This window comes from Pseudactinotalea terrae, from assembly GCF_009733845.1.
GTDB lineage: Bacteria > Actinomycetota > Actinomycetes > Actinomycetales > Beutenbergiaceae > Pseudactinotalea > Pseudactinotalea terrae.
Genome location: NZ_WNXZ01000008.1, coordinates 180,238 through 205,970, shown reverse-complemented (window position 1 = coordinate 205,970; position 25,733 = coordinate 180,238). Strand labels below are relative to the sequence as shown.

General features: G+C 69.2%; 21 protein-coding genes. 7 read left to right on the top strand and 14 right to left on the bottom strand.

The genetic code is table 11. The features are described from left to right. Window positions 1-551 precede the first annotated feature (551 nt). Complete coding sequence (locus GPA03_RS20725) at window positions 552-1,394, top strand: ABC transporter ATP-binding protein (RefSeq protein WP_241681423.1); 843 nt, start codon at window positions 552-554, stop codon at window positions 1,392-1,394. Further along, entirely contained in the window at window positions 1,394-2,704 is a 1,311-nt protein-coding gene (locus GPA03_RS20720) for an FtsX-like permease family protein (RefSeq protein WP_156253974.1), read from the top strand. The genes GPA03_RS20725 and GPA03_RS20720 overlap by 1 nt, the downstream gene beginning before the upstream one ends. 69 nt (window positions 2,705-2,773) lie before the next feature. On the opposite strand, the gene GPA03_RS20715 is transcribed toward GPA03_RS20720, so the two are convergent. After that, window positions 2,774-3,763 carry a helix-turn-helix transcriptional regulator gene (locus GPA03_RS20715; RefSeq protein WP_156253949.1) on the bottom strand — a complete coding sequence of 330 codons (990 nt, stop codon included), beginning with the start codon at window positions 3,761-3,763 and terminating at the stop codon, window positions 2,774-2,776. A gap of 61 nt (window positions 3,764-3,824) precedes the next feature. Between GPA03_RS20715 and GPA03_RS20710 the strand changes: the two genes are divergently transcribed. The 3 genes from GPA03_RS20710 (at window position 3,825) to GPA03_RS20700 (ending at window position 6,131) form a co-directional block, all read left to right on the top strand. Next, window positions 3,825-4,859: an ATP-binding cassette domain-containing protein gene (locus GPA03_RS20710; RefSeq protein WP_156253948.1), complete on the top strand. Its 1,035-nt coding sequence runs from the start codon at window positions 3,825-3,827 to the stop codon at window positions 4,857-4,859. Beyond that, on the top strand, window positions 4,856-5,641 hold the full coding sequence (locus GPA03_RS20705) for an ABC transporter permease (protein ID WP_156253947.1): 786 nt from the start codon (window positions 4,856-4,858) through the stop codon (window positions 5,639-5,641). The genes GPA03_RS20710 and GPA03_RS20705 overlap by 4 nt, the downstream gene beginning before the upstream one ends. Window positions 5,642-5,762: 121 nt before the next feature. Beyond that, window positions 5,763-6,131: a DoxX family protein gene (locus tag GPA03_RS20700; protein ID WP_156253946.1), complete on the top strand. Its 369-nt coding sequence runs from the start codon at window positions 5,763-5,765 to the stop codon at window positions 6,129-6,131. A gap of 23 nt (window positions 6,132-6,154) precedes the next feature. Here GPA03_RS20700 and GPA03_RS20695 read toward each other — a convergent pair whose 3' ends face one another. Then, a complete protein-coding gene (locus GPA03_RS20695) occupies window positions 6,155-6,688 on the bottom strand; it encodes a CGNR zinc finger domain-containing protein (protein ID WP_156253945.1) in 534 nt (177 codons plus the stop codon). 26 nt (window positions 6,689-6,714) lie between these two features. Between GPA03_RS20695 and GPA03_RS20690 the strand changes: the two genes are divergently transcribed. Next, window positions 6,715-6,945: a hypothetical protein gene (locus GPA03_RS20690; RefSeq protein ID WP_156253944.1), complete on the top strand. Its 231-nt coding sequence runs from the start codon at window positions 6,715-6,717 to the stop codon at window positions 6,943-6,945. Here the strand turns inward: GPA03_RS20690 and GPA03_RS20685 are convergent. From GPA03_RS20685 to GPA03_RS20670, 4 genes are all read right to left on the bottom strand, one after another. After that, on the bottom strand, window positions 6,938-7,831 hold the full coding sequence (locus GPA03_RS20685) for a carbohydrate ABC transporter permease (protein ID WP_156253943.1): 894 nt from the start codon (window positions 7,829-7,831) through the stop codon (window positions 6,938-6,940). The genes GPA03_RS20690 and GPA03_RS20685 overlap by 8 nt on opposite strands. Further along, window positions 7,828-8,676: a carbohydrate ABC transporter permease gene (locus GPA03_RS20680; RefSeq protein ID WP_162458458.1), complete on the bottom strand. Its 849-nt coding sequence runs from the start codon at window positions 8,674-8,676 to the stop codon at window positions 7,828-7,830. Before GPA03_RS20680 ends, GPA03_RS20685 begins: the two co-directional genes overlap by 4 nt. A gap of 74 nt (window positions 8,677-8,750) precedes the next feature. Further along, the gene (locus GPA03_RS20675; protein WP_162458457.1) at window positions 8,751-10,079 is read right to left on the bottom strand and encodes an ABC transporter substrate-binding protein; all 1,329 of its coding nucleotides are present in this window, start codon (window positions 10,077-10,079) and stop codon (window positions 8,751-8,753) included. Between the two features lie 44 nt (window positions 10,080-10,123). Continuing rightward, window positions 10,124-11,743, bottom strand: a complete 1,620-nt coding sequence (locus GPA03_RS20670; protein ID WP_206673671.1) for an FAD-dependent oxidoreductase — start codon at window positions 11,741-11,743, stop codon at window positions 10,124-10,126. A 171-nt stretch (window positions 11,744-11,914) separates the two neighbouring features. Here GPA03_RS20670 and GPA03_RS20665 point away from each other — a divergent pair, with 171 nt between their 5' ends. Beyond that, window positions 11,915-12,610, top strand: coding sequence for a helix-turn-helix transcriptional regulator (locus GPA03_RS20665; RefSeq protein WP_206673670.1), 696 nt, complete (start codon window positions 11,915-11,917; stop codon window positions 12,608-12,610). A gap of 12 nt (window positions 12,611-12,622) precedes the next feature. Here GPA03_RS20665 and GPA03_RS20660 read toward each other — a convergent pair whose 3' ends face one another. From GPA03_RS20660 to GPA03_RS20625, 8 genes are all read right to left on the bottom strand, one after another. Next, window positions 12,623-13,573, bottom strand: a complete 951-nt coding sequence (locus GPA03_RS20660) for a bile acid:sodium symporter family protein (protein WP_241681422.1) — start codon at window positions 13,571-13,573, stop codon at window positions 12,623-12,625. A 42-nt stretch (window positions 13,574-13,615) separates the two neighbouring features. Further along, a complete protein-coding gene (locus GPA03_RS20655; RefSeq protein WP_162458455.1) occupies window positions 13,616-14,746 on the bottom strand; it encodes a mandelate racemase/muconate lactonizing enzyme family protein in 1,131 nt (376 codons plus the stop codon). Continuing rightward, window positions 14,743-17,505 (bottom strand): hypothetical protein, encoded by a 2,763-nt coding sequence (locus GPA03_RS20650; protein ID WP_156253937.1) that lies wholly within the window; start codon window positions 17,503-17,505, stop codon window positions 14,743-14,745. The genes GPA03_RS20655 and GPA03_RS20650 overlap by 4 nt, the downstream gene beginning before the upstream one ends. Window positions 17,506-17,583: 78 nt before the next feature. Next, the gene (locus GPA03_RS20645; protein ID WP_156253936.1) at window positions 17,584-19,272 is read right to left on the bottom strand and encodes an extracellular solute-binding protein; all 1,689 of its coding nucleotides are present in this window, start codon (window positions 19,270-19,272) and stop codon (window positions 17,584-17,586) included. Window positions 19,273-19,305: 33 nt separating this feature from the next. Continuing rightward, window positions 19,306-20,202, bottom strand: coding sequence for a carbohydrate ABC transporter permease (locus tag GPA03_RS20640; RefSeq protein WP_156253935.1), 897 nt, complete (start codon window positions 20,200-20,202; stop codon window positions 19,306-19,308). Further along, window positions 20,202-21,134 carry an ABC transporter permease gene (locus tag GPA03_RS20635; protein WP_241681421.1) on the bottom strand — a complete coding sequence of 311 codons (933 nt, stop codon included), beginning with the start codon at window positions 21,132-21,134 and terminating at the stop codon, window positions 20,202-20,204. The genes GPA03_RS20640 and GPA03_RS20635 overlap by 1 nt, the downstream gene beginning before the upstream one ends. A gap of 273 nt (window positions 21,135-21,407) precedes the next feature. Next, a complete protein-coding gene (locus GPA03_RS20630; RefSeq protein ID WP_162458454.1) occupies window positions 21,408-23,486 on the bottom strand; it encodes an alpha-amylase family protein in 2,079 nt (692 codons plus the stop codon). Between the two features lie 65 nt (window positions 23,487-23,551). Next, window positions 23,552-25,642 carry a beta-galactosidase gene (locus GPA03_RS20625; protein ID WP_156253933.1) on the bottom strand — a complete coding sequence of 697 codons (2,091 nt, stop codon included), beginning with the start codon at window positions 25,640-25,642 and terminating at the stop codon, window positions 23,552-23,554. Between the last annotated feature and the right edge of the window lie 91 nt (window positions 25,643-25,733).

Below are 25,733 nucleotides of genomic sequence, written 5' to 3'. Positions count from 1 at the left end.
GGGACACCTCTACCAGGCCCACCCCGAACGATTCCGAGCCCGACCCGTCATCCACACCCCGATGGCACAAGTCGCCATCAACCACCCCACCACCGACGACCGACTCCAGACAGGTTGACAGGTTCCGGGAACGCCGAGTTCGCCTGGCACACCCACCGAACTCGACGTTCCGGAGCGAACTCGGCGGGCGGGAGGCGGGCGCAGGGCGTTCAACGCCGATGCCGGGACCCGGCCACGCAATCCCCGACGGCACACCCCGGCCACCCCGCCGTCTAACCACCCACTCCGCCGACCCTGGGCTCCTTCGACCACGCGCTCGCACCACAAGACCGCCGAGTTCGCTGCAGAACGCCCAGTTCGCCTGGTGCACCCACCGAGCTCGACGGTCAGGAACGAACTCGGCGAGCGGAAGGCGGGCGCGAGGGCGCTCGGGGGCGCAGGGGTACGACTCCAGGTGGACACGGCTGCCCGACCAGGGGCTTTCCCGACCGCGTGAGAAGAGGCCTGCCGACGGACGCGGGAGGGGCGCCGTCACCGGCAACCTTCTGGGTATGACGACACGCTCTCCGCTCACAGCCCACGGGCTGACCAAGATCTACGGCGCACCGAACGCGCGCCCCGGCACCGGCCCCACCCCCCGGGTGGCGATGCCCCCGGGGGGCAGCCTGCAACCCACCCCCGGCTCGGCGATCCCGGCCGCCGGCGCGGTGGCGCTGGCCGGCGTCGACCTCACGATCGCCGCCGGTGAGTCGGTCGCGATCATGGGCCCCTCGGGCTCGGGCAAGACCACGCTGCTGCACTGCCTCGCCGGCATCCTGCCGCCCACCAGCGGACAGGTGATGTGGAACGGCCGCGACCTCGGCAGCATGTCGGAGCGCGAGCGCACCGCCCTGCGCCGCCAGGACTTCGGCTTCGTGTTCCAGTCCGGTCAGCTCCTCCCCGAGCTTCCCGCCGACGAGAACGCTGCCCTCCCGCTGCTGCTCGGCGGCGTGCCACGGCACCAGGCGGTCGCCGCCGCCCGTGAGTGGCTCGGCTACCTGGGCCTGGGCGGCATGGAGGACCGCCGCCCCGGCGAGCTGTCCGGCGGGCAGGCGCAGCGCGTCGCCATCGCCCGCGCGCTCACCTGCTCCCCCGGCGTGATCTTCGCCGACGAGCCCACCGGTGCCCTCGACCAGCAGACCGGCCAGGAGGTCCTGCGCGTGCTGCGCGAGGCGACCACCCAGACCGGGGCGAGCCTCGTCGTCGTCACCCACGACGAGCAGGTCGCCGCCTGGTGCTCCCGCACCATCCGGATGCGGGACGGGCTCATCGTCCAGCCCGACGGCGGTGCCCACCCGGCTGCTTCTCCCACCTCCGCGATGGGTCAGGTCCCGAACCTCCAGGTCGGTGCGTGATGGTCACCTCCCTTCGTATGTGGTTGCTGCTGCGCAAGCGTGACGCCGGCCGCACCGACCCGCAGCGCCTGTCCGGCGTGCTCGCGGTGGTGGCGTTCGCGGTCACCACGGCGGTCGCGCTGCTCGTCCTCGGTGGCTTCCAGGCCTTCGCCGAGCGGGCGGCGAACGCCGCGGTCGACGACTACGACGCCTCGATGTACGTGATGCTCGCGGGCACCGCCGCGGGCCTGCTGCTCATCCCGCTGGTCACCCTCGGCGGCGCTGCCTCCCGGCTCGCGGTCGCCCGGCGCGACGAGCGCCTCGCGGCGATGCGGCTCGCCGGTGCGACGACCTCCCAGGTCTCCACGCTCGCCCTGCTCGACTCGACCCTGCAGGCCGCGACCGGTGCCGTGATCGGTGCCGCCGCGTACTTCGGGCTGATCCCGCTGGTGCTGCCGGTGACGTTCCAGCAGCGACCCTTCAGCTACGCCGAGCTCGTGCTGCCGTGGTGGGTGCTGCCGCTCGCGGTGATCACGGTGGTGCTGGTGGCGCTGGTGTCAGCTGCCGCGAGCCTGCGCCGCGTCGCGATCACCCCGCTCGGGGTGGCCGCACGGCAGGCACCGCCAGGGCTGCACTGGACGCGCGTGGTCCCGATCGTGGCTGTCGGCATCGGGTTCGTGGTGCTGTGGAACACGGGTCAGGCGCCCCTGATCGTGCTGATCCTGTTCCTGTTCGGCGGTCTCGCGGTCGTCAACATCATCGGCCCGTGGCTGATGGGCGTGATCGGCAAGCGGGCCGCGAAGCGAGCCAAGACCGCGGCCTCGCTGGTGGCGGCGCGCCGCATCATCGACGCCCCCAAGACCGCGTGGCGCAGCGTCGGCGGGGTCGCCCTGGCCACCTTCATCGCCAGCATGGCGGCCGCCGCCGCGATGTTCGGGGCCAGCGGCACCGACACGATCATGATCGACATCGGCACCGGCGGCCAGCTCACGCTGGTGATCGCCGCCGTCGTGGCAGCCACCTCGACGGGCGTCATGCAGGCCGGCCGCATCATCGACCAGCGCACCGAGTACCGGGCGCTGCACCTCGCCGGCACCGACATCCGCGTGATGGACAAGGCACGCCTCCTCGAGGTCGGCATCCCGCTGATCGCCGCGGTGCTGCTCGCGACCGCAGCCGCCTCGCTCTTCCTGGTTCCGGCACTCGGGGTCGGGCTCGTCACCCAGCCCGTGGTCGTCATCCAGTACCTGCTCAGCGTGGTCGGCGCGTGCGCACTCGTGCTCGCCGGCTCCTGGGCGAGCAAGGGGGTGGTGCGCACCGTGCTGGCATGAGCCGGCCGCATCACGCACGGAGGGTGAACGGCCCGGGTCCGGAGGGGGCCCGGGCCGTCCGGCATCCTCTCAGGCCCCCTCGCCCGACGGCGGTGGGTCGCCGAGTGCGCGGACCATCCGTTCCAGGATCTCCCGGAGCTCGGACCGGTGTGGCTCGGCCAGATCGGTCTGGTAGCCGACGCCGGGCGGCACCCAGGACATCGCGTACATCATCTCGCGGACGTCGTTGCCCCCGGCAGGCCACCGTGTGCGGCCATCGGCGTCCTCGGAAGCACCGCGCGACCAGTTCCCGAACCACTGCGTCATCTCGTGCAACGACATCTCGATGACGATGTCGGCCTGCACCTTCGTGCGCACGCCGCTGGTCGAGACGAAGATGAGCTCGTCGGCCTCTTCCGGCGTGATCGGGCGCGGCTCGAACCGCATGTGCGTGTGCGCCACCTCGCTCAGCCGGTCGACGCGGAAGGTGCGCCAGTCGTCCCGGTCGAGGTCCCAGGCCAGCAGGTACCAGTGGCGGTCCGCAGGTGCCAGCACGTGCGGCTCGACCCGGCGCTCGGTCTGCTCGCCGGCGGCGGACACGTACGTGAAGCGCAGCCGCTCCCGGTCGCGGCACGCCAGCGCGAGCTCGCCCAGCACCGGGCCCGAGACCACGGAGCCGCGGTCCACAGCCGTGGGCCGGATCGCTGCCGCCAGCGCGTTGACCCGCGCGCGCAGCTGTGGCGGCAGCACCTGCTCGATCTTGGCCAGGGCCGAGAGGGTGGTGTGGGGGCCGTCCACGAGTCGTTGGGTCGCGGCCAGTCGCAGCCCGATCCCGATCGTGACCGCCTCGTCGTCGTTGAGGAGCAGCGGCGGCAGCGCGTTGCCCGGCGCCAGCCGGTACCCGCCCTCCACGCCCGGCGCGGACGTCACGCGGTAGCCGAGGCCCCGAAGGCGGTCGATGTCGCGGCGCACGGTGCGCTCGGTGACCGCGAGCCGGGCCGCGAGCTCGCGCCCGGCCCAGTGCCGGTGGGTCTGCAGGAGGTTGAGCAGCGCGAGGATCCGCTCGGTGGTGTCGGCCATGCATCCATCTTCCTCGAATTGAGGACTATAGCTGTCCGCATCGGGTTCTACCGTCGATGGCATGCCTTCCGACACCGTCATCTCCACCCAGAGCCTCACCAAGCGATTCACCGTCAAGAAGACCGAGGTCACCGCCGTCACCGACCTCAGCATCGACGTCCGCCGTGGCGAGCTCGTCGCGTTCCTCGGTCCCAACGGCGCGGGCAAGTCGACGAGCCTGCGCATGCTCACCACGCTCATCCCACCGACCTCGGGCGGCGCCAGCGTGGCCGGCTACGACATCGAGCGCGACCCTTCCGGTGTGCGCTCGCGCATCGGCTACGTGGGCCAGGGCAGCTCGGGCAGCTTCTCCCAGCGCGTCCGTGACGAGCTCCTCAGCCAAGGAGCGTTCTACGGCATGGGTCGCCGGGAACGCACCCAACGGACCGACGAGCTGATCTCCTCGCTCGAGCTGGAGTCCTTCGCCTCGCGCACCGTCCAGCAGCTCTCGGGCGGCCAGAAGCGTCGCCTCGATATCGCGCTCGGGCTCGTCCACGCACCCGCGGTGCTGTTCCTCGATGAACCATCCACCGGGCTCGACCCGCAGAGCCGCGCCAACCTGTGGGAGCACATCGTCGCGCTGCGCGCCCGCTACGGCACCACGGTCTTCCTCACCACCCACTACCTCGAGGAGGCCGATCGGTACGCCGAGCGCGTGATGGTGATGGACAGCGGCCGGGTCATCGCCGACGACACCGCCGCCACCCTCAAGGCCAACCTGGCCGGCGACGCCATCACGCTCACTCTCGACGAGGCGACGCACCTCGCCCGCGCGAGCTCCGCCGTCGAGCGCCTCGCGGGCGCCGGCGCGGAACGACGCGACGACCGCACCCTCGCCTTCACGGCACCTCAGGGCTCGGCGCTGCTGCCGCGCCTGCTGCGCGAGCTCGACCACGAGGGCATCAGGGTCACGACGGCGACGGCGGTGCCGCCCACGCTCGACGACGTCTTCCTGGCGCTCACCGGCCGCACCCTGCGCGACGCGGACAAGACCGAGCCCGACTCACCAGAGACATCCAACGACGAGACCCGCACGCTCGAAGGGAGCACCCGATGACCGCCGCACTCGAGGCGAGGACCGTCCGCCCGCAGCTCGCCCGGGACACCTGGAACGTGCTGCTCCGTGAGCTGAAGCCGATGGTCCGAGACCCGTTCTCGCTGATCTTCAGCCTGCTGCAGCCGTTGGTTTTCCTCGGGCTGTTCGGGCCGCTGCTGGTGGCCCAGTCCGGTCAGGACCTGGCAACCACGCTCGCCTGGTTCGTGCCGGGCGTGCTCGTGATGATCGTGCTGTTCGGCACCGGCGCGACCGGCTCGAACCTGCAGTACGAGATGATGACCGGCTCCCACGAGCGCACGCTCGTGGCGCCGCTGTCACGGCCCGCACTGCTGATCGGCCGGGCGCTGAAGGAGGTCGCGCCGATCGTGGTGCAGGCGCTGGTGATCGTGGGGATCGCGATGATCTTCGGGTTCCGCGCGCACCCGCTGGGGCTGCTCGCCGGGCTCGGCCTGCTCGCGGTCTTCGGGATCGGACTGGGCGCGCTGAGCTACTCGCTCGCGCTCGCCACCAAGGAGCACGAGTGGCTGTTCTGGGGTGTGCAGCAGAGCCTGATCTTCCCGCTGCTCATCCTCTCGGGCGTGCTGCTGCCGCTCGACGGCGGCCCGGGGTGGATGCGTGCCGTGGCCTCGTTCAACCCGGTCAGCCACGTGGTCGAGGCACAGCGGGCACTGCTGGGTGGCTCGTTCGGCTCGAGCGAGGTGCTGTGGGGGTGGCTGGCCGCGCTGCTGGTCGCGCTGGTCGGGCTCGCCGTCGGGGTCAGGGCGATCCGCAAGAGCAGCTAGGAAGCCGCTCGGCGAAGACCGAGCAGGATCCACCGATCGGCGGATGTCCACGCCCCGGTCGCCGCCTGAAGACTGTCCCGGGCGGCGCGGGGTGCGCCGCCGACGGGGGGAGGCCTCGCTCATGTGGATCGCCTACCTGGCGCTGGCCGGGTCGCTCGCGGCCCTGTACCTGGCGGCCGGGCTGACCAAGCTGGCCCGACCCAGAGCTGCGCTCGCCGCCGCCGGGCTGCACTACGTCGAGGACTTCACATCCGCACAGATCAAGCTGATCGGCGCTGCGGAGGTGGTCGGCGCCGTCGGCCTGATCCTCCCGGTGCTGCTCGGGATCGCGCCGCTGCTCAGCCCCGTCGCGGCGTGCGCGCTGGCGGCGCTGATGATCGGTGGCGTCGTCACGCACGCTCGCCGCGAGGAGTCCTATGCGTTCCCGCTGGTCCTGGCCGTGCTGTCGGCGGCCGCAGCCGCGCTCGGGCTGATGCTGCCGGCGGTGTGAGCAGCCGCCGCGCTGCTGAGCGGTCATCGCGAGCGCGCCCGGTGCCGCCGCACCGCGGCCCGGTTCGCGCACCTGACCGAGCAGTATCGCTGCGTGCCGTTGCGTGTGATGTCCACCACGACGGCGGTGCACGGGTCCCCGGGCTCCTCACCTGCCGCGCACCTGCCCAGGCGGTGCATGCCCCGCGTGGTCAGGTGCAGCGCCGTGCCGACGCTGATGACGGCGGCGAGCGCCGCCGGCAGCGCGCGGTTCTGGTCGCGGTAGTGCAGGTGCCAGCCCTCGCCGTCGTGATCGGTCAACCGCGGGTAGGCGGCGACTGCGGCCATCTGGTCGTTGAGGATGGCGGCCCGCTCGGCTGGATCGCTCGCATCCACCACGGTGAGCCAGTGGTCGATCACCTCACGCATCCCGGCGTGCGCGCCGGGGCCGACCGAGAAGGACATCGTCATGCCGAACTCCCGGGTCCGCTCCACGATGTCCGCGGCATCCGCGGGCCAGTCGTTCGCCAGTGATTGAGCGAGGAGCACCGCGTACTCGCCGTAAGGGTTGAGATGCATAGGACCATTACAGCATGGTGGAGGGTATGACGCTCCTCGAACCGACCGAGACCAGACCGACCGAGACTGCGACCGCGACGCACGAGCACGCCTGGCAGACCCGCTCCAGTCACCGGACCTCGACCGGCGTGGTGCGCTACGTCAGCTGCGTGAGCTGCGGCGGCAACCGCATCGACGTGCAGCAGCACGCCGACGAACCGCCTGCGGCGGTGAGCCGGGTGGTCGGCGGCGAGGACAGCGGGCCGGCCGCTACTTGACCGCGCCAGCCGTGAGTCCGGCGATCACCTGCCGCTGCAGGATCAGGAACAGGCCGATGGGCACGAGCATCACCATCGTCGCGCCGGCCAGCGCTCCGGTGATGTTGAATCCGAACTGGCTCTTGAAGCCGGCGAGTGCGAGCTGCACGTTGTGGTTGTCCGCGGAGACGGTCAAGAGGTTGGCGAAGAAGAACTCGTTCCAGATCTTGACGAAGGCGACCACGCACACGGTGGCGATCGCGGGTCTCGCCAACGGCACGACGATGCGTCGGATGATCGCGAGGTAGCCGGCGCCGTCCATGATCGCCGCCTCCTCGATCTCGCCGGGCAGCGACAGCAGGAACGACCGGAGCACGATGAACGTGAACGGGAACTCCAGGGCCGAGTAGAAGATCACCAGCCCGAGGCGGGAGTCGAACATCTCGAGCGAGCGGACGACGAAGAACAGGGGCGTGGCCAGGCCGACGAGCGGGATGGCCAGAGCCAGCGAGAAGGTCGCGACCAGCGCATTGCGGCCACGGAAGGAGTAGCGGGCCAGCGGGTAGGCCGCGAGGAACGCCGTGATGAGGGCACCGGTCGTGCCACCGACGGCGTAGAGCACCGTGTTGCCGATGTAGGCGTGCAGGTGGATCTGCGTGAAGGCGTCGACGAAGCCCTGCAGGGTCCACGGGGAGGGCAACAGCCCGGACCCGGAGTTGATCTGCGAGGCGGTCTTGAAGGCGGACGACATCACCCACACGGTGGGGAGCAGCGATGCGAGGGTCACGGCCGCCAGGAAGGCATACACCACCACGGTTGCCCAGATCGGCCGGGTGCGCCGCACCGACCGGCCCGGTGTGACCGTGCTGGTCGACCGGGTAGCCGGACGCAGTGTGGTCGCAGTCATCGGTCTCGCTCTCCGATCCGGAACACGCGCCGCACCGTGACGATGAGCGCGCCCCCGAGCAGCAGGATGACCAGGCCGACAGCGTTCGCGTGGCCCCACTCACCGTGCAGGTAGGCACGGTAGGCGTACAGGGCCAGCGTCGCGGTCGCGTCGTCGGGACCGCCCGCCGTGAGGATGAACACGAGGTCGAACATCCCGATGTCGGCGAGCAGTCGAATGAGCACACAGGTCCCGATGGCGTTGCGGAGCAGCGGCAAGGTGATCCGCGTCTGCTGCTGCCACCCGGTCGCACCGTCGACCTCGGCGGCCTCGTAGAGCTCGGCGGGGATCGAGGTGATCTCAGCCATCGTGACCACGATGACGAAGCCGAGGATGAACACAAAGGTGCCGGCGATCGCCCAGCGTGCCGTGCCGGTCTCGTACAGCCAGTCGCGCTGCGGCAGCCCGAGAGGTGCGATCAGGTTGTTCAGCAGGCCGAACCGTGGGTTGTAGAACATCGAGAAGATCAGCGCGTAGGCGGCGCCGGAGATGACGAACGGGATGAACAGCACCGTGCGCAGCGCCCGCCAGCCGGGCACCTTCATCGCGAGCACGATGCCGACGGCGACGCCGAGCGGCACCTGCACGAGGACCGACGCCGCCAGATAGAAGACCGTGTTGGTGGCGACCTTGGCGAACACCGGGTCGGCCCCCAGCCGGGCGAAGTTGTCGACCCCCACGAAGGCCATCTGTGTCCCTGACCAGTCGGTGAACGCCGTGCCGACGAGGACGACCAACGGGACGGCGAAGAAGACGCTGAACAGGACCGCGGCAGGCAGCAGCGAGATCAGGACAGGACCCCGCATGCCACGCGGAATCCGCGGCGCGGTCGTGGGCACGGCTCTCGCCCGGTTCGGGCGCGCGGCAGGCCGTGCCATCATCAGGCTCCTGCGGTGGCATCGGCCGACAGTCGCGACAGGAACGTGCTGGTGTCCATCTCGCCGTTGACGTAGGCGGGCCACAGGTTCTTCCAGGCGGGCCCGAAACCTGCAGGACCGAACACCCGCACGTGCGGGTAGGTGAACTCGGCCTCGGCGGCCGCGATCACGAGGCCCGCTGACAGCGGCTCCAGGTCGGCGGACGCCAGCTCCGCCCCCGGCACGACGACCGCGGGATTGGCACCCGTCTCGGCTGCCTGCGTCAGCGCCTCTTCGGCGGTGGTCACGAAGCGCATGAACGCGCCGACGGCCTCGAGGCTCGCCTCGTCGGTGGCGCCGGACACCCAGCCGGCACCCGAGACGACGATGACACCCTGGCCGGCGTCCCAGCCCGGTGAGAGCGCGTATCCCGTGCTGTCGTACAGGCCTGGGGCCGCGGCGTCGGTCTGGAGATTGGTCGCCACGAACCACGGACCGTTCGGCACCGCTGCTGCGTCGGTCGACAGGTACGCGGCGGCAGCGTTGGAGAACTCTCCGCTGAAAGCGTCGGAGTTGACGTAGCCGGCGGTGTGCCATCCGCGCAGCCGCTCGGTGGCGGCGACGACCGCAGGGTTGCCGCTCCAGTCGCCGCCCTCACCGATCTCGCCCTTGAGGAAGTCCACGCCGCCGGGCTGCGTCCCGATCAGGTTGGTCCAGGTCAGCATCGTGGCCCAGTCGCCGTCGAGCGCGAGCGCGAGCTTGCCTTGCTGCGCGAGCGCCTCGGCTCCCACCTCGAAGTCGTCCCACGTCGTGGGGAACGTCTCGAACCCGACCGACCCCCACGCCTCGGTGTTCCAGTAGGTACCGATCGGGTCGCGTTGCTGCGGGATGGCCCACACCTGCCCCTCGGCGCCCGTGAGGGCGTCGAACGCACCGGTCTGGAAGCTGTCGGCCCAGTCGGGTTCCGCATCGAGCTCCGTGGTGAAGTCGTGGAGCGTGCCGGTCTCCGACAGTGCCGCGATCTCGGCCGAGTTGAGCTGGAACAGGTCCGGCAGGTCGTCGGCGAGCGCGAGGCGCTGGTAATACTGCAACCGGTCCTCGCTCGAGCCGGCGTTGGCGTTGTTGAGCATCTCGATGCGGTACTGGCCGGCGTACTCCTCGTTGAACCGGGTCGCAGCCTCGAAGTTGTACTGCAGGAACGGATCGGTGGGCGACTCCTGGCATGTGGCGCACGTGATCACCGTCTCGCCGCCAGGGTCGCCCTCCGGCTCGCCACCAGCGCAGGCGGCCAGCGTGAGCGTGGCGGCCGTCAGTGCCGCGGTTGCCACAGTCGTGCGTATGCGTGCGGACATGTTCGTCTCCTTCGACGGGGGTGTGTCTGTCATTGATGCGTTGGTCAGTAGCCGGCCACTCGCGGCCAAGCGAGCTCGACCCCCGCCGCGCTCAGCTCGGCCTGGAAGTCGGTGAGCAGGTCGTCCCTGGACCGGACCTGCGAGGGTGTGCAGCCGCGCTGCTCGCAGAACGCGATCAGATGCCCGTCGACCTCCCCGACGTTCCACTCCACCAACGGCATGCGGTACGCGCCGTTGGTGATGTGCGTGGTGCCGATGTTCTTGGCGGCCGGGAGCAGGTTGCGTACCCGCACGGGTAGCAGCGCGCCGAGCGGCACCTGGAAGGGCAGGCACGGGATGTCGATGTACGGATCTGCGCCGGTCGAGGGGTGCAGGTCGATCCGGTACATGCCCACACCGACAGAGTCGCGGTGGGCGAGCGCACCGCGGTCGCCACGCACCTCCAGCGCGATCTCCTGCTCGGTGACGGTGTGCTCGGCCAGGATGCGCCGCGACTCGCGGATGTACGGCGCCAACGCCAGTCCGTCGGGGCTGTCACCGATGAGGTCGCCGCGCAGCCGCAGGCCTGGCCACCCCGTGCCGCCATCCGGGCGCGGCGCCTCGTTCTGCAGCCAGTACAGGAAGGACAACGACAGCTGCCGCGCCTGTTCGACGTGCCGATCGGCATCCGGGACATCGATGACCGGCCCCTCCCAGTAGTCGATCTGGGGCCAGTTCACCAACGTGATGTCCGAGGGGTAGGCACCCGGCTGGAAGTTGCCGCGGGCCGCGATCCGGCGGAACGTCCAGAGGTTCCTGTCCATGGTCCCGACGCGCTCGTCGGCGTAGTCGGGGCGAATCTCGCTCGGGTCGCCCGCGGGGTTCGGCTCGAAGAAGTGCTGCACCGGCGTGAGCAGCTTCGGGTGCGGCGCCACGAACGAGAGCTGGCTGCCCGGCCAGTGCTCGATACGCGCCTCCTGCACGTGCTGGTACCGCGCCGGCTTGTCGATCCGGTGGTCCTCGCCCGGCCGATGGTCGATCGCGAAGCACACGCTGACGGGCTGCATGTTCGACGGCGCTGCCGTGGCGGGCGCGTGCGGCTCACCCGTGTCGTGCGCCGACTCGGCGCCGGTGACGTGCTCGACCTGAGCCAGCGGCAGCAGGTCGCCGGTCTCGGTCGCATCGATCACCCAGTCGGCGGTGACGGTCAGGAGATCACCGCTCGGCAGGTGCTCCAGCGTCACGGCCTGGACGGCGTCCCGGTCGGCGTCGGCGGCGACCGGCGCATGCTCCAGCAGTAGCTCGACGCGGCCGGCTGCACGATGCGGCGCCAGGAGCGCCTCGAGGACCGCCAGCGTCACCCGCGGTTCGTGGCAGAGGTCGGACACCTTGGCCGCCCCGGGGTTCAGGCGGCGATCCGCGCGCGCGGTCTCCGTCAGCGGGTAGTGCTGCCGGTAGTAGTCCCGGATGGCGGTGCGCAGCTGCCGATAGGTGGCGGTGCAACCGAACTGCTCGATCCACCGATGCTCGTCCGGAGGCACGGCCTGCGACGTCAGCACACCACCGATCCAGCGGGTCGGCTCGGACATGACGACGTGGAGGCCGCGTCGGGCTGCGGTCAACGCAGCAGCGACGCCACCGAGCCCTCCGCCGACGACCAGCACCTTTGCGTGGGTGTTCCTCATGCGGACCATCGTGGCCGCTCGTGGTTACATGCCGGTATGGCCACACCGCACCGCCCTGTGTCCAGGATTGACATCGCGAGACGCGGCTTACGCCTGGTCGACTGCGTCGCGCGCACCGTGGAGCACGAACCGGGCACCACTGTCGGACCGCGCGCCCAGACCGAGATCCAGATGCTCCTCATCCACGCGGGGGCGATGAGCGTGACGATCGATCGGCGCGACCCGTATCCCGTCCCGGCCGGTCAGATGTGTCTCCTGCTACCTGGGCACGACGAGGTGATCAGCTTCGGCGAGGCGGACACGACCCGGCAGACGCTGGTGCGTGGTACCCCGGTGGACCTGAGCGACGACATGCGCACGTGGCTGGAGTCGCTGCGCCCGACACGTCGGCTCTCGGCGGCCCTGACCTACATCTCCCGTGAGGCCGTGGTCAGCGAGCAGACCCGGCTCACGGCTCATGGCGCGCTGGTCGACGCGCTGGCCACCGCGCTTCTCTGGCGATTCGTGGCGGAGTTCGAGAACTATCCGGCCGCGCTCCCTCAGCCCATCGAGGCTGCACGGCTTTACATCCACGACAACCTCGGCAGCGACATCGACCTCGCCGACATCGCGGGGTCGGCTCACGTCACGGGTCCCTACCTCATCCGGCTGTTCCGCGAGCACATGGGCACCACACCTATCAAGTACCTGTGGGACCGAAGGATCACGCTCGGCGTCGAGCTGCTGACGAGCAGCGGGCTGTCCGTCACCCGGGTCGCGGAGCGAGCAGGTTTCGCCTCGAGCTTCCACTTCGCCCGCAAGATCAAGCAGGCCACGGGTCAGACACCCACCCAGCTCCGTTCGAGCGCCTGGTCGGGCACGCGCTGAGGCACCTGCTGGTTACGCCTGTCGGCGCGAGAGCCGGCGTGCGAGCACGCTGCTCGCGATCAGCTGGAGCTGGTGGAACACGATCACCGGCACGGCGATCGGGCCGGCCAGCACCGCGGGGAACAGCGCCGCGAGCATCGGCAGCCCGGTGGCGAGCGACTTCTGCGACCCGCACATGAGCAGCACGATGCGGTCCTCGATCTGCAGGCCGAGCGCGCGCCCGCCCCACCAGGTCGCGGCGAGCACGATCGCGAGGATGACGGCGCTGATCACCACCACTGCGGCCAGCGTTCCGGGTGAGACGGTCGACCAGACGCCGGACGCCGTCGCCGTCGAGACCGCCACGAGGACCACCAGCAGCACGGTGCCGCGGTCCCAGAACGTGGTGAGCACGTTCTTCGAGCGCAGGTAGCCGCCGATCAACGGCTGCGCGAGCTGGCCGACCACGAACGGCAGCAGCAGGAGCAGCAGCACCGAGCGGATCCCGCCACCGCCGGCGCTCCCGCTGGTGTGCATCAGCGCGAGCACGAGCACCGGCGTCAGCAGCATGCCGAGGAGGTTCGAGATCGTCGCGGAGGTGATCGCGCCCGCGACGTTCCCTCGCGCCACCCCCACCAGCGCCACCGACGACTGCACGGTGGAGGGCAGCAGGCTCAGGTACAGCACGCCGCGCGCGAGGTTCTCCCCCAGCAGCGGCTCCGCGAGGGTGGCGGCGGCCAGCCCGAGCAGCGGGAACAGCACGAACGTGGCGACCAGCGCGGAGCCCTGCAGCTTCACGTGCCGCAGCCCCGCGAGCACGTCCCTGGTGGCCAGCCGCGCGCCGTACAGCAGGAACAGCACGAAGATCGCGATGTCGCTGCAGAGGTCCAACGCGGCCCGGATCTCCGCCGGGATCGGGACCAGCAGCCCGATCGCGAGCATCGCGAGCAGGCCGACGATGAAGGGATCCACGAACCGGCGCACGCGCTGACGCTACCCGCCGCCCGCACTCACCCGTCGGAGCAGCTACCAGTCGCGGGCACTGCCGTCGAGTGCGCGCAGCCGCGGGTGGCCGCCCCGTGGTGGCAGCGGCCCTGGCAGCGCGCCCTCGTCGACCGTGACGCCCAGACCCGGGCCTGCCGGGGGCAGGGCGTGACCATCCAGCACCGTGGGCCACGGATGGATGTCACCCTCGACAACCTCCCGACCCGCATACAGCGCAGCCTCCATCACCGTCAGGTTCGGGATCGCCATCGAGGCGTGCAAGGTCGCGGCACTGCCCAAGGGCCCCTGGATGTTGTGCGGCACCATGTTGATCAGATATGTCTCGGCGAACGAGGCGATCTTCATCATCTCGGTGATCCCGCCGGCCCAGCAGACGTCCGGCCGGAGGTAGTCGACGAGCCGGTTCTCGATCAGCTCGCGGAGCTCCCACTTGCTGTGACCACGCTCACCGGTTGCCAGCGGCACCGACGAGGCAGCGCGCAGCTGCCTGTAGCCGTCCGGGTGCTCGTGACGGATCGGGTCCTCGACGAACAACGGCTCGAAGCGCTCCACCGCCTTGATCAGCTTCACCGCCCAGGCCGGGTCGTAGCGGCCGTGACACTCCAGGATCAGATCGACGTCGGGACCGACCGCATCCCGGATCGCCTCCGTGAACTCGATCTGCTGCCGCACCCCGGCCGCATGATCATGCACACCCTGCTTGTCGGTGTCGATGAAGCCGCGGTATCGGATCACCTGGATGCCACGCTCGGCCATCACCCGCGCCTTCGCCGCGATCTCCTCCGCGGTGTCGGCGTGCACGTGGCCGTACACCCGCACGCGATCCCGTGCCGCACCGCCGAGCAGCTGGTAGACCGGTGCATCCAGCGCGCGACCCTTGAGGTCCCACAACGCCAGGTCGATCGCCGCCACCGCAGACCCCGTGATCGGGCCGCCACGCACGAAGGGGCGCCGGAACACCTCCTGCCAGAGGAAGTTGATCCGGCTGGCGTCCTCGCCGAGCAGGTAGGGGCGCAGCTCCTCGACGAGGCCGAGCACGGCGTGGGGCAGGAACCCTGACCCCTCCCCCCACCCGACCAGACCGTCGTCGGTCCCGATCTTGACGAGCACCCGATGCCCTGACAGCACCGGCGTGACCTCGTTGATGATCACCGATCGCCTCTCCCCCAGCTGATCGCCGGGTCGTGATGCACGACGACGTAGGGCTGGTTCGCGAGGTCCTCGTCCAGTCCCGGCCACGCCCACGCCGCATCGTCGCCGTGCACCCGGAAGTGGTACTGAAGCGGATACGGGTCACCCGGCACCTGGGCCGGGATCTGACCCACCCAGGCGTCGCCCTCCCGCGTCAGATCGATGCTCGAGTAGGCCAGGGCTTGGTTGACGGGACGCCAACGCAAGGTCACGCCGGTGACCCTCGGGTCGTCGCTGCGCCACTCGATGCGCGTGGCCTCGCCCTCGATCAGGCGCTCGGGTGCGAGGTGCTCGCCGCGCGGTGCCGAGACGGGCGTCCACTGACGTACCAGTTCCTCCGGGTCCGCGCCGCCGGCGGGACCACCGCCGCTCGCCTCACCGAGCGCCTGCTCGAGCGAAGCAAGGTCGGCCGCCAGGAACGGCCGACGCCAGGACCATGACCCGCGCGAGTACTCGGTCTGGCCGAACGGTAGGTCGTCGACGTAACCGACCTCGTCAGCGGCTGCGCAGATCTCCTCCCAGGCAGTGATCGCGGTGCGCTGCTGCTCGATCGCCCACTCGAGCATCGCAGCACCGTGGTCCCGCAGCTCGTAGCCGACCGCGGTCCGCTGGGCTGCGGCGTAGTACCGGGCCAGGTTCGCGAGGATCCGCGAGTCCGCGAGCGCAACGACCAGCTCGGGTGTCCAGTCGTCACCGGCAAGCGCAACGGCCTCGTCGACCGCCGCGAAAATGGCGTCGGCCATCCGGTCCATCCGCGCCGCGACTGCGAGTGGGTTCTCGCGCCCACTGGGACTCCCGGCTCGGATCTCCTCCGCCAGCTCGACGGCGTTGGAGAACAGCTCCGGATCGAGCGCGCTGACATTGCCGAACGAGTAGGGCGGGATCATGTCGAAATCGGAGCTGGTGGGCCAGCCCTGACCCGCGAACGGGTTCTCTGGCTGGCTCACCCGACCGGCCACCGGCACCGGTGTGACGATCTCCGGCCAGTAGACGTTGCACGCGGTCGAGGGTGCATGCGTGGCCACGGTCAGCGGCAGCACCCTGGAACCGAGCGCGAGCGCGCGCAGTGCGGGCTCCGCGGCCGGGCCGAGCGCGGCCCGCTGAGTGCGGGTCAGCACCTCGACGGCGGTGTCCGGGTCGTAGCCCGCGCGGCCCAGCAGCCGGTAGGTGTAGCGGAACTTTCGCCAGTCGCCGACCGCCGCCTGCAGCTGCGGGTCCGTGTAGATGTCGCGGTTGCGGCGCGGCCCGTTCGGGGCACCTGCGACAGCACTGTTCTTCTTGCCGAGGAAGGAGAGCGGCTCGAACCACTCGACGCCGTCGGCGCCCGCGAAGCTGGCATGCCGCCCGTACGCCGCAGCCATCGTCGGGTCTCCCCACAGGAGAACCCGCTGCGTACCCGGCCACACCCGGTGCACCAGCGGCCACTCGCGACCGTCGTAGCCGTAGTCGCCGTAGGAGTACCTCGTGAAGCTGCGCTTGGAGGTCTCTTCGGTACCGCTCGTGCCCTTGTTCGGGTGACCGGTGCCAGGCAGCCACCGCTGCGTCGTCGGTTTGGGCGGCAGGCTTGCGCGCTCGATGCCGCTCGCCTTCTGATCCAGCTCCCGCGCGCGGCGGCCACCGAGCCGTTCGTTGTCACGGATCGAGGACTGGTGATAGGGCAGCGACTGGTGCTCGGCCCAGTACTTCGACGACAGCCGGACCGGTACCTCGAGCTCGGTGACGATCTCGCGCAGCGGTTCACCGACTCCCTTCAGATGCAGGTCGAGCTCGACGCTCCGATCGATGTCGGGGAGGCAGCTGAGCACGACTCGCCAGAACTCGTGCGTCGGCTCGGGGACGCCGCCCTCGAAGTGACTGCGCAGAGTGAGCCGCACGATGTCCGGGCACTGGCGCAGCAGCTCGCGCAGGGCGTCGCGGCAGTACTCGGCGTGGTTGTCGCCGTCGAGACCCCGCACCGGCCACCGTTCGGTGTCGGCATCGGGGTCGAAGCGGTAGGAGTGGTTCCAGAGGCCCAGCCCGAACGCGATGCCGCGACGCGTCGCTACGCGCCCGATGTGCTGCAGGGTCGCCAGGTTCATCTGGCGTTCCTGCTCGGCGAGTCCGTCGACGCTGACGTCGTAGCCGCCGACCGCGAGCAGGAAGGGGTACGGGAAGTACAGGTAGTTGTCCTCGACGCGACGATCGATGAGGTAGTCGTTGCCAGCGCCGAGCGCCAGGCTGAACTGGTTGATCCGCGACGACGCCAGCTCGGTCAGGTACTCGTCCCAGAAGTCGCGGTCGTGGAACCAGTCGCGATCGACGGTCTCGGTCGTGAACGCCCGCGTGATCGCGCGTACGGGGTTCCGCGGCCGCTCCAGCTGTTCAGCGATCGTGCGGAGCGCGACGAGCGGTTCGTCAGCGTGCTCGACGATCTCGCACAGCTCGAGGAGAGCGTAGGTGTACCCCTGCTCGTCACCCGCCGCGATCTGCACAGCGCCGTCGCCGGCGGCACCCATCGCATAGGCGCCCTCGACGCCGTCGAGGTCTCGGCCGTGCCTCTCCCGCCAGCGCCCAGCGAGGCCAGCCGCACCGGCATCGGCGGGAGGAACGATCCGGACCAGGGCGTCGGTGCCGGTGCCGCTACCACCGCCGCGTGCTCGCAACCGCTCAGTGAGGAGGTCAGCGGCCCACAACGGCGCGGGCAGGTCTGGGTGACTGGAGGTGATGCACGGTGACGACATCGGATCTCTCTGGTTGAGGTTTCAGGCAGGTGGGCGGGGCGAGCGCTCCACGAGTGCGGAGCGCTCGCCCACGGGCGATCAGCTGTTGGCCACGGCGTACGACTCGCCGAGCTCGGTCTTGATCGTGTCGCCGCCGCCGGTGGCCCACCGACTGCGTAGATCGTCGAGCTCGCTGATGTCCCGCCTGCCGGTGATGATGCCGACCTGGTAGTCGTCGATGAGCTGGGCGAGCGAGGCGGCCTTGGACACCTTCTCGTCGGAGTACAGGCCTCGGGACGGATCGGTGACCGCATAGGTGTACTTGTGCTCGAGCTGCTTCTGAGCCTCCGCTGCCCGGTCGGGGTGACCCGGTACGTAGAGCGCCTGCTCGAACTGCTGCACCATCCAGTAGAGGTTGCGCTCCGTCTGGGCATCCGGGTCGTCGATGGCGATCGGCTCCCCGTCCTCGAAGTTGAACTGCCGCCCCTCGAGGCCGTATGCGATGTGGAGGTACTCCTCGCTGCCGAACGGCGCCGCCCACCAGTTCAGGACGCCGAGCAGCTCCTTGAGCCGCTCCTCGTCGGTCACCTGGCTGGAGATCGCAGTAAACGCGAAGATCGACGGCGCCTGCCAGATCGTCGGATCACCGCCATCGAAGGCGACCGGGTCGAAAGGCTTGGTGCCCTCGACGTAGAACAGGTTGTAGATGTTGGCCACATTGAGGGTGAAGCAACCGCCTCGACCACCGAGCCAGATGTCCTCGTACTCCTCGCCTGTGTGGGTGGGAGCATCCGGATGCCAGACGCCGGCCTCCCAGAGCTCGCGCCCGTAGACGAGCGCCTGCTCGTACTCCTCGGTCTCGACCTTGTGCGTGAACTGTCCGTCATCGCTCACAGCCCAGTTGTTGGGTACGTGGAACAGCTGCTGGCAGTAGTCGACGCCCTGATCGAAGGAGCTGAACCCGTAACCCTTCACACCATCCTGTCCGGGTGGTGAGTTCTCGCTGAAGGCGACCAGCAGCTCCTTGACCTCGTCGGCATCGGTCGGCGGGTCGGGGAACCCGATCGCCTCGGCCCAGTCCTGTCGGTACATCGTGACGCCGTCTGCGATCGGCATCGGCACGCCGTAGATCCGGTTCTCCACTGCCGCGTCCTTCCACGCGCGGGTGGGGATCGCGGCGAGGTTCGGGTACTCCTTGATCGCGTCGCCACCGATGACGTCGGTGAGATCGAGGAAGGCGCCCTGCTTGACCAGCTTGATCGCGCCCGGAGCCATGTTCTCGGAGACCACCGTCAGGTCGGGGATGTCACCGCCCGCGATGGTGGTCGAGAGCTTGTCGGCGTAGCTGTCGCTGGGAGCGAGCAACGCGTTGATCGTGACGCCGAGCCGCTCGTTGAGCTGCTGCCACCACGGGTTCTCGTCGAGCGGCGGTGGCGGCGGCCGGAACAGCGGCTGGAAGGTCGTGACCTCCCCACCGGAGCCAGGCGGCTCGGTGACGGACCTGTACGGGCTGCCGAACGTGGAGTACGCGACCGGCACCCCCTCCACCGAGGAGACGGTGGCTCCTTCGACCTCGGGCGGTGCCACGAAGGTCGGCAGCGTGAGCGTCGCGGGTGGCTCGCCGCCGCCACCGCCACCCCCGGCATCGCCCGGGGTAGCGCTGCGGCACGCAGCGAGGGCTCCGGCGCTGACGACTCCGACCCCGACCGTGAGCAGCGTGCGGCGGCTCAGGGTTGCGGACAGCCGCCGCCCTCCTGGCCTTTCACTGCGCGAAGGTTGCACAGACATCTGATCTCCTTGTGTAGAAGGGTGCGAGCTCGATCAGCCCTTGATCGCGCCCGTGAGCACACCCTTGGTGAAGTACTTCTGGAGGAATGGATAGACGACGAGGATCGGAAGGGTTGCCACGATCACGATCGCCATCTGGATCGTCCGGGGCGCCGTCTGGGAGTCCATCCGGCTGCCGAACGAGATCTGCTCGAGCGGGGATGCCTGCACCACGTACTGGTTCAGGACAAGTTGCACCGGCCACTTCTGCGGTGTCTGCAGATACAGCAGCGCGTTGAAGAACTCGTTCCAGTAGGACACTCCGTAGAAGAGTGCGATCACGGCAATGATCGACTTGGACAGCGGCACCACGATCTGGGACAAGATGCGCCACTCCCCTGCGCCGTCCACCCGTGCGGAGTCGAGCAGCTCGCCGGGAAGCTCCATGAAGAAGTTCCGCACGACCACGAGGTTGAAGGCGCTGATGGCCCCGGGCAGGATCAGCGCACCCAGGCTGTCGAGCAGCCCGACGCCCTTGATCAGCAGGTAGTTCGGGATGATGCCAGCGGTGAACAGCATCGTGAAGAGGATCAGGTACAGCAGCGCCCGCGACCCGGGCACATCACGCGTGCGCGTCAGCCCATAGGCCGTGAGCACCGTGAGCACGACGGCGAGCAACGTGCCGACCACGGTCACGAAGACGCTGACCAGCAGCGACTGTGTGACGATGTCTCCGGAGAGCACGGCACGGTAGGCATCGAGCGTGAACTCGGCAGGTGCGAGCAGGAATCCCGTGTGCTGGCGCAATCCTTGTGCCGTCGACAGGCTTGCCACGATGACGTACCAGAACGGGTACAGCATCACGAGAACGATGAGCCCGATGACGACACCCTTGAGCAGCGTGACAGCCGGCTTCGGCTTCTCCATCCAGGCTGGGCGCGCAGTGGCCATCAGAATGCTCCGTGTCCGGCGAACCGCTTGCAGAACTTGTTGGCGGCGATGACGAGCGCGGTGCCGATGGCGCCCTTGACGAGTCCGGCTGCTGTGGCCAGCCCCCAGTCGCCACCGACGATGCCGCGGAAGTAGGAGAAGGTGTCCAGCACCTGTGCGGCGTCAGCGCCGACGGCGGGTTGTTGAAGGAGCAGCTGCTCGAAGCCGACCGTCAGCACGGTCCCGAGTCGCAGGATGAGCAGCAGCACGATCACCGGCACGATGCCGGGGAGCGTGATGTGCCACATGCGACGCCACGGCCCGGCTCCATCGACGACTGCCGACTCGTACTGCTCGGTGGGGATCATGCTGATCGCGGCGAAGAAGATGATGGTGCCCCAGCCGATCTCCTTCCAGATCACCTGGGCCGTCACCATGGCCGGGAACAGCTGGGGGTCGGACATCAGGTTGATCGGGTCACCACCGAGCGACTCGACCACACCGGTGAACATCCCGGCACCCCCGAAGACCTGCTGCCACACGGAGATGACCACGACCCAGCTGATGAAGTGCGGCAGGTAGACGATGGCCTGCACGCTGCGCTTCACGCCCTCGGAGAGGAGGCTGTTGAGCAGGAGAGAGAGCGCGATCGGAGCAGGGAAGGCGAAGACCAGCTGCAGCAGGCTCAGGACCAGCGTGTTGCGTGTCGCGGTCGCGACCTCAGGATCCGACAACAGGGCAACGAAGTTGTCCCAGGCGACGAACGGGCTGCCCGTGATCCCCAGGAACGGCGAGTAGTCCTGCCAGGCGATGATCGTCCCGAGCAGGGGTACGTACCGGAACACGACGAAGAACACGAACCCCGGTAGCAGGAACACGTACATCCACCTGGCGCTCAGGATCCGGGCGCTCAGCCTCCGCTGCGGCCGCTGGTGCACCCTGTCCGATCTCACCTGCCTCGGTGGGTTCGCCGATGTCGCCTGTGACATGTTTCCCTGCCTCGTTGCTCAGAAACTTGCGATACTTGCTCGAAAGTATGCGGTAATCGGGAGGCTAGACCCGATGCCACGCTGTGTCAACGCTCAATCTCAGACCTTGGCAATGTCGGCAATTTCTCACCGATTGCGATGACATCTCGCTATCATTGCCGCCTGCCAGGTGATACTTCCGCCCTACGAAATTTCGAGACTGCCGTCGGCCGTGAGCGCGAATATTCGAGACCAGGGTCACGAACGTTCGACCACGAGCGCCTCGAACAGCTCGAGCGTGGGCACCGTGACCCGGGACCACCCATCAACCATCTCCATCGCCAGAGCCTCCCCGGTCGTCAGCGAGTGCACCGCGGTCGCGTCATCGGGGACTGACACGGTGATGTCGTGGATCGGGAGATGATCGGTGAACGCCTTCCCCGACAGCCGGCCCGAGTAGTTGATCAGGTGCATCAGTCGGCGCCCGGTAGCTGCCTGATCGGCGATCACGATCTCGACGTGCGGCGTCGCGTCCGTCACGACCTGCGCCGGCGACAGCGCGCGCACCGCACCCACGATGGCCTCAGCATGACCGGGGAGATTCATGTCGTAGGACAGCCATCCGATCGGCCACGGGAAGTACGCCGTCGTTCCGGCACCGTGCTGGTACCACACCAAGCCACTGATGGCGGTCTCGTGCTCAGCGGACCAGTAGATCTTCTCGGGCGGCCCGAACGGTGCGGGCGGGATGAAGCTCAACCCGCTGACCGCTCCCGGCCTGAGCTCGGTCTGCAGGAACCGTCGGTAGAGCAGGAGGAGGTCCCGAGGCGCGATCGCCTCTCGGCCCTCGACGTCGAGCACCCGCAGGTAGGCGCCTCGCAGCTCCTCCTCGGTCTCCCGCCTGCGCGACACGCGGTGCGCGCCAAGGCTGACAAGACGGAACTCGTCGACCTCCGTGCCATCGGGCGTGCGAAGCCCGGTGTCACCGGTCGCCACGAGGTTGCCGCCCTCGGCGACGAAGGCGTCGATGATGGCCGCCTCCTCGTCGCTGAGGATGGCGGCGTTGGGCAGCACGAGCAGGTCATAGCGTCGCCGCAGGCCCTCGGTCCCCAGGCGAGCGATGTTCGGCTGCGGCAGCACCACGAACGGGATGTGAGCGCGTCGCAGGGCTGCCGTGACTCCACGGGTCTCGTCGCGCACGCGGCCCAGCCCCGCGCCCTTCGTCAGCCAGTCGCCACCGAGGAACGTCTGCGTGGCGCTGGCGTGCGCCACGGCGACCCGACCGGCCGGGTGGATCCCCGCGTAGTGCTCCTCGTGCGCGGCGTGGAACCTCATCACCTGCGCCATCCCTTCGAACGACCCCTCGGGGATCGTCGTCGGGATGCCGTTCTGGTAGGTGCAGAGGTTGCCGCCATGAGCGATGGCCTGAACCGACGAGGGACCGCTGAGCCCCTGCTGGTCGATCTCGAATCGCCACCTCATGTCAACGAAGATGCCCTTGTGGTGCCAGATCTCCCGATCGTCACTGGTCTGGAACTCCAGGACGTCGTCGCCGGACTGGTGCATCCAGACCGAGTCCGTGGAGAACACGCTGTTGCCGCCCGACTCGCTCCACGCGATGTCGGAGTCCTGCCTGGCCACCAGAGCGATCGGCCAGTCTCGTCTGGAGATGGTGCGGCGGATCGCCGATGAGATCTGGTCCATCGTCTCGGCGTTGAACGCCTTGTACTCCCGGTACAGCGGATCGTTGAAGTCGCGCTCGGTCGGCAGGTCCTTGCCACCGGAGTACTCGGCGAACCGCCGCTTGCAGTTGTCGCAGTGACACACGCCGTAGGGGTGCATCGCGTAGTCCCACTCGGTGAAGTGGAACCAGTTCAGGAAGATCCCGTCGAGGCGGTATCGGTCGAGCAGCTCATCGAGCACGACGTGCAGCTGCTCCTGCTGGTACGGCGAGCTTGGGCACATCGTTCGTAGCCCGTTGAAGAGCGGGGTGTTGCCCTCTCTGTCGCGGTACTGCCAGTCGGGGTGCTGGTCGGCCAGCTCCGCCATCATCTTCGACATGTCCAGCCGGGCCACGACGTTGATCCCCGCCGCGTGGGCAGCGGTCACGGCGTCACCGATCAGGTCGCCGCTGGGTCGCTGCGCCAGCCAGGGGCTCCGGTACTGGTGCTCGAGATCGGATGGGTAGAAGGCGGCGATACCGGCTGCGTTGAGCAACCAGGTGTTCGCGCCGATGGACGTGATGAACTCGATCGTCGCGGGTACGTCGAGGACAGCATCGACCTCACGGATGTTGGACTGGTAGACGCGGAACGGTCGGTGCCACCATGGCTCCATCGGACTCTCCTGAATGATGGGATGAACGCGCCCGGTCGAGCGCGTCGCTGATCGCTCGTGCCCTCCTAGGGGCCGAGCGAGATCACGACGGCGTCGCTCGCCGGCACCGTGCATGTCAGCTCGGAGCGGGTCACCTCGAGCGCGGCACCCTCGGCTCCCCGAAGCACGCCGACCGCGCTGCTCGACGGGCCATGACGACCTCCGACGACGACCCGGCGTGGCTGGTCGGTGGCGTTCGTCAGCCACAGGAACCGAGCCGAACCGGTCGTGTGCAGGCGCGCAGTCACGAGGGCATCGCTGCAGATCGTTGCCGGGGCGACGCCGAGGCGACCCAACAAGCCTGCCAGCGGTGCGGCGGCGGACCGGCCAGCCTGACGCTCGCCGAGGGGCAGGCTGGATCCGATCAGCACGGCCCGACCCGCTCCGACAGCACGCTCCGTGAGAGCAGCTGAGCCTTCCGTGTACCGCGCCAGCACGTCGGCGTCGACCGGCTGGTAGGCCTGCCGCATCGCCGCACCTGTGCCGCCGACCGCCCCGCGCATGGTGATCTCGGCCCACAGATCGGGCATGAACTCGGTCGTCAGCTCGGTCACGCCGAACAGCGGCAGCAACGCCCCTCCGAGGGCGTCGTGCCGTACTCGGCCCTGCGCGTCGAAGTAGCCGGGCGCAGACTCGCTGATGAGGGTGCCGCCGTGCCTGACCCACCGATCCAACCGAGCGATCGAGTCGGCGCTGAGGGCGACGGGATAGGGCAGGTATGCGACCGCATGCTGATCGAGCGTGTCGAGGGTGATCCAGTCGGGTTGGAAGCCCGCCTCGAACAGGCCTTGGTACGCCGCGTCGGCAGCAGCCTCGTAGTGGCCGTCGGTGCCGAGCTGTGCGTGGTCGAACCGCTGCGCCTCAGCGAGGAACACCAGCGCGACGTCACCGCGCACGGGTGCCGCACGCCTCAGCTCAGCCTGCTCGGGTGCTGTGAACCAGCGCATCACGGCGCTCGCAGCAGTGGACCTATCGGTGCCCGTGCCATCTGGGCGGTATGGCGAGAACGCACCGAACAGGGGCCCGGAGAGCAGTGACCGCCATCGCGGGTAGAACACGCCGCGCGCCCCGGCGGCCAGGCTCTGCAGCAACCACAGCCTGACCTGACCGGCGCTGGGCGTCCGGCCGTCCGAGGCCGGCCGGCCCAGCACCTGGGGCTGCAACCAGAGCGGTCCGCCTTGAGCCTCGCTGTGCCAGAACGGCTTGCCGGCAGCCGCGGATCGGGTGAGATCGGCTGCCTGGTAGTGCCGCCACGAGCTGGAGTCGTGTCGAGCAGCGACCCAGGTGAAGCCGAACGAGTCGACCTGTGCCGCGCTACGCCAGTCGTCAGCGGCCTGCATCGCGGCGACCGACGTCATCCGACCGAGACCGTGGGCCGTGATCCGAGCATCGGGGTCCGCGGCCCTGATCGTCTCGATGCGCCAACGCAAGAGCTCCTGATGATGGTCGACGCGAAACTCGAACCAGTCGATCACCTCGGGGTAGGCACCTCGGACCCGTGGCGCGCGGACATCGCTGAAGTCGCGCAACCCGAACCTCGACCAGGACTCTTCGAGCGCCTCGACCGCGCCGTACCGACGCCGCAGCCACTCCTGGAAGCGCGCTGTGGTCGCCGGGCAGTAGCAGTGCTCGTCGGTGTAGGTCGCGCACTCGTTCCAGACGTCGTAGCCGCCGAGCCCCGGATGCCCCCGGTAGCGCGTCGCCATCCGGGTGAGGAACGCCTCGCCCAGCTCGCGCCCGGTTGGATGGTCCAGGCACAGGCCCGGCCATCCCGCGGTGCTGGTGCCACCGCTCTGGCTGCTGTCGAGCCGACGGCCGTCCCGCGTCTGCATCCGCGCCTCGGGGTGCTCGAGGTAGGCCCAGTCCGGAGCCGATGACAGCATCTCCGCGAGGATCGTCGCCATCCCGTTGCGCGCTGCCAGGTCCAGCTGGGCATCGTAGGCGTCCCAGGTGTCGGCCCCGGGGCGGCGCTCGACGGCAGACCACAGCACCCAGTGCCGGAATGCGGTGGCACCATCGGCACCCGCGTCGCGGTAGTCCCGCTCCCAGTCCGCGCGCGGGGGGGCCGATACCCGGTAGTAGACACCGCCGTAGGGAATCTCGGTAACAACCACCACAGACCTCCAGCTTCAGCGCACCGCGGATCCTCACCGTGTCCAGGCCCCGCTGGACGTCGTGGCAGATCGATCTGTCATCGTCGATGATCGA

What these genes read in the sequence shown, in the direction of transcription:
- GPA03_RS20725 (WP_241681423.1), top strand. Translation starts at nt 552, where the DNA reads ATGACGACACGCTCTCCGCTCACAGCCCACGGGCTGACCAAGATCTAC.
- GPA03_RS20720 (WP_156253974.1), top strand. Translation starts at nt 1,394, where the DNA reads ATGGTCACCTCCCTTCGTATGTGGTTGCTGCTGCGCAAGCGTGACGCC.
- GPA03_RS20715 (WP_156253949.1), bottom strand. Translation starts at nt 3,763, where the DNA reads ATGGCCGACACCACCGAGCGGATCCTCGCGCTGCTCAACCTCCTGCAG.
- GPA03_RS20710 (WP_156253948.1), top strand. Translation starts at nt 3,825, where the DNA reads ATGCCTTCCGACACCGTCATCTCCACCCAGAGCCTCACCAAGCGATTC.
- GPA03_RS20705 (WP_156253947.1), top strand. Translation starts at nt 4,856, where the DNA reads ATGACCGCCGCACTCGAGGCGAGGACCGTCCGCCCGCAGCTCGCCCGG.
- GPA03_RS20700 (WP_156253946.1), top strand. Translation starts at nt 5,763, where the DNA reads ATGTGGATCGCCTACCTGGCGCTGGCCGGGTCGCTCGCGGCCCTGTAC.
- GPA03_RS20695 (WP_156253945.1), bottom strand. Translation starts at nt 6,688, where the DNA reads ATGCATCTCAACCCTTACGGCGAGTACGCGGTGCTCCTCGCTCAATCA.
- GPA03_RS20690 (WP_156253944.1), top strand. Translation starts at nt 6,715, where the DNA reads ATGACGCTCCTCGAACCGACCGAGACCAGACCGACCGAGACTGCGACC.
- GPA03_RS20685 (WP_156253943.1), bottom strand. Translation starts at nt 7,831, where the DNA reads ATGACTGCGACCACACTGCGTCCGGCTACCCGGTCGACCAGCACGGTC.
- GPA03_RS20680 (WP_162458458.1), bottom strand. Translation starts at nt 8,676, where the DNA reads ATGCGGGGTCCTGTCCTGATCTCGCTGCTGCCTGCCGCGGTCCTGTTC.
- GPA03_RS20675 (WP_162458457.1), bottom strand. Translation starts at nt 10,079, where the DNA reads ATGTCCGCACGCATACGCACGACTGTGGCAACCGCGGCACTGACGGCC.
- GPA03_RS20670 (WP_206673671.1), bottom strand. Translation starts at nt 11,743, where the DNA reads ATGAGGAACACCCACGCAAAGGTGCTGGTCGTCGGCGGAGGGCTCGGT.
- GPA03_RS20665 (WP_206673670.1), top strand. Translation starts at nt 11,915, where the DNA reads ATGCTCCTCATCCACGCGGGGGCGATGAGCGTGACGATCGATCGGCGC.
- GPA03_RS20650 (WP_156253937.1), bottom strand. Translation starts at nt 17,505, where the DNA reads ATGTCGTCACCGTGCATCACCTCCAGTCACCCAGACCTGCCCGCGCCG.
- GPA03_RS20645 (WP_156253936.1), bottom strand. Translation starts at nt 19,272, where the DNA reads ATGTCTGTGCAACCTTCGCGCAGTGAAAGGCCAGGAGGGCGGCGGCTG.
- GPA03_RS20640 (WP_156253935.1), bottom strand. Translation starts at nt 20,202, where the DNA reads ATGGCCACTGCGCGCCCAGCCTGGATGGAGAAGCCGAAGCCGGCTGTC.
- GPA03_RS20630 (WP_162458454.1), bottom strand. Translation starts at nt 23,486, where the DNA reads ATGGAGCCATGGTGGCACCGACCGTTCCGCGTCTACCAGTCCAACATC.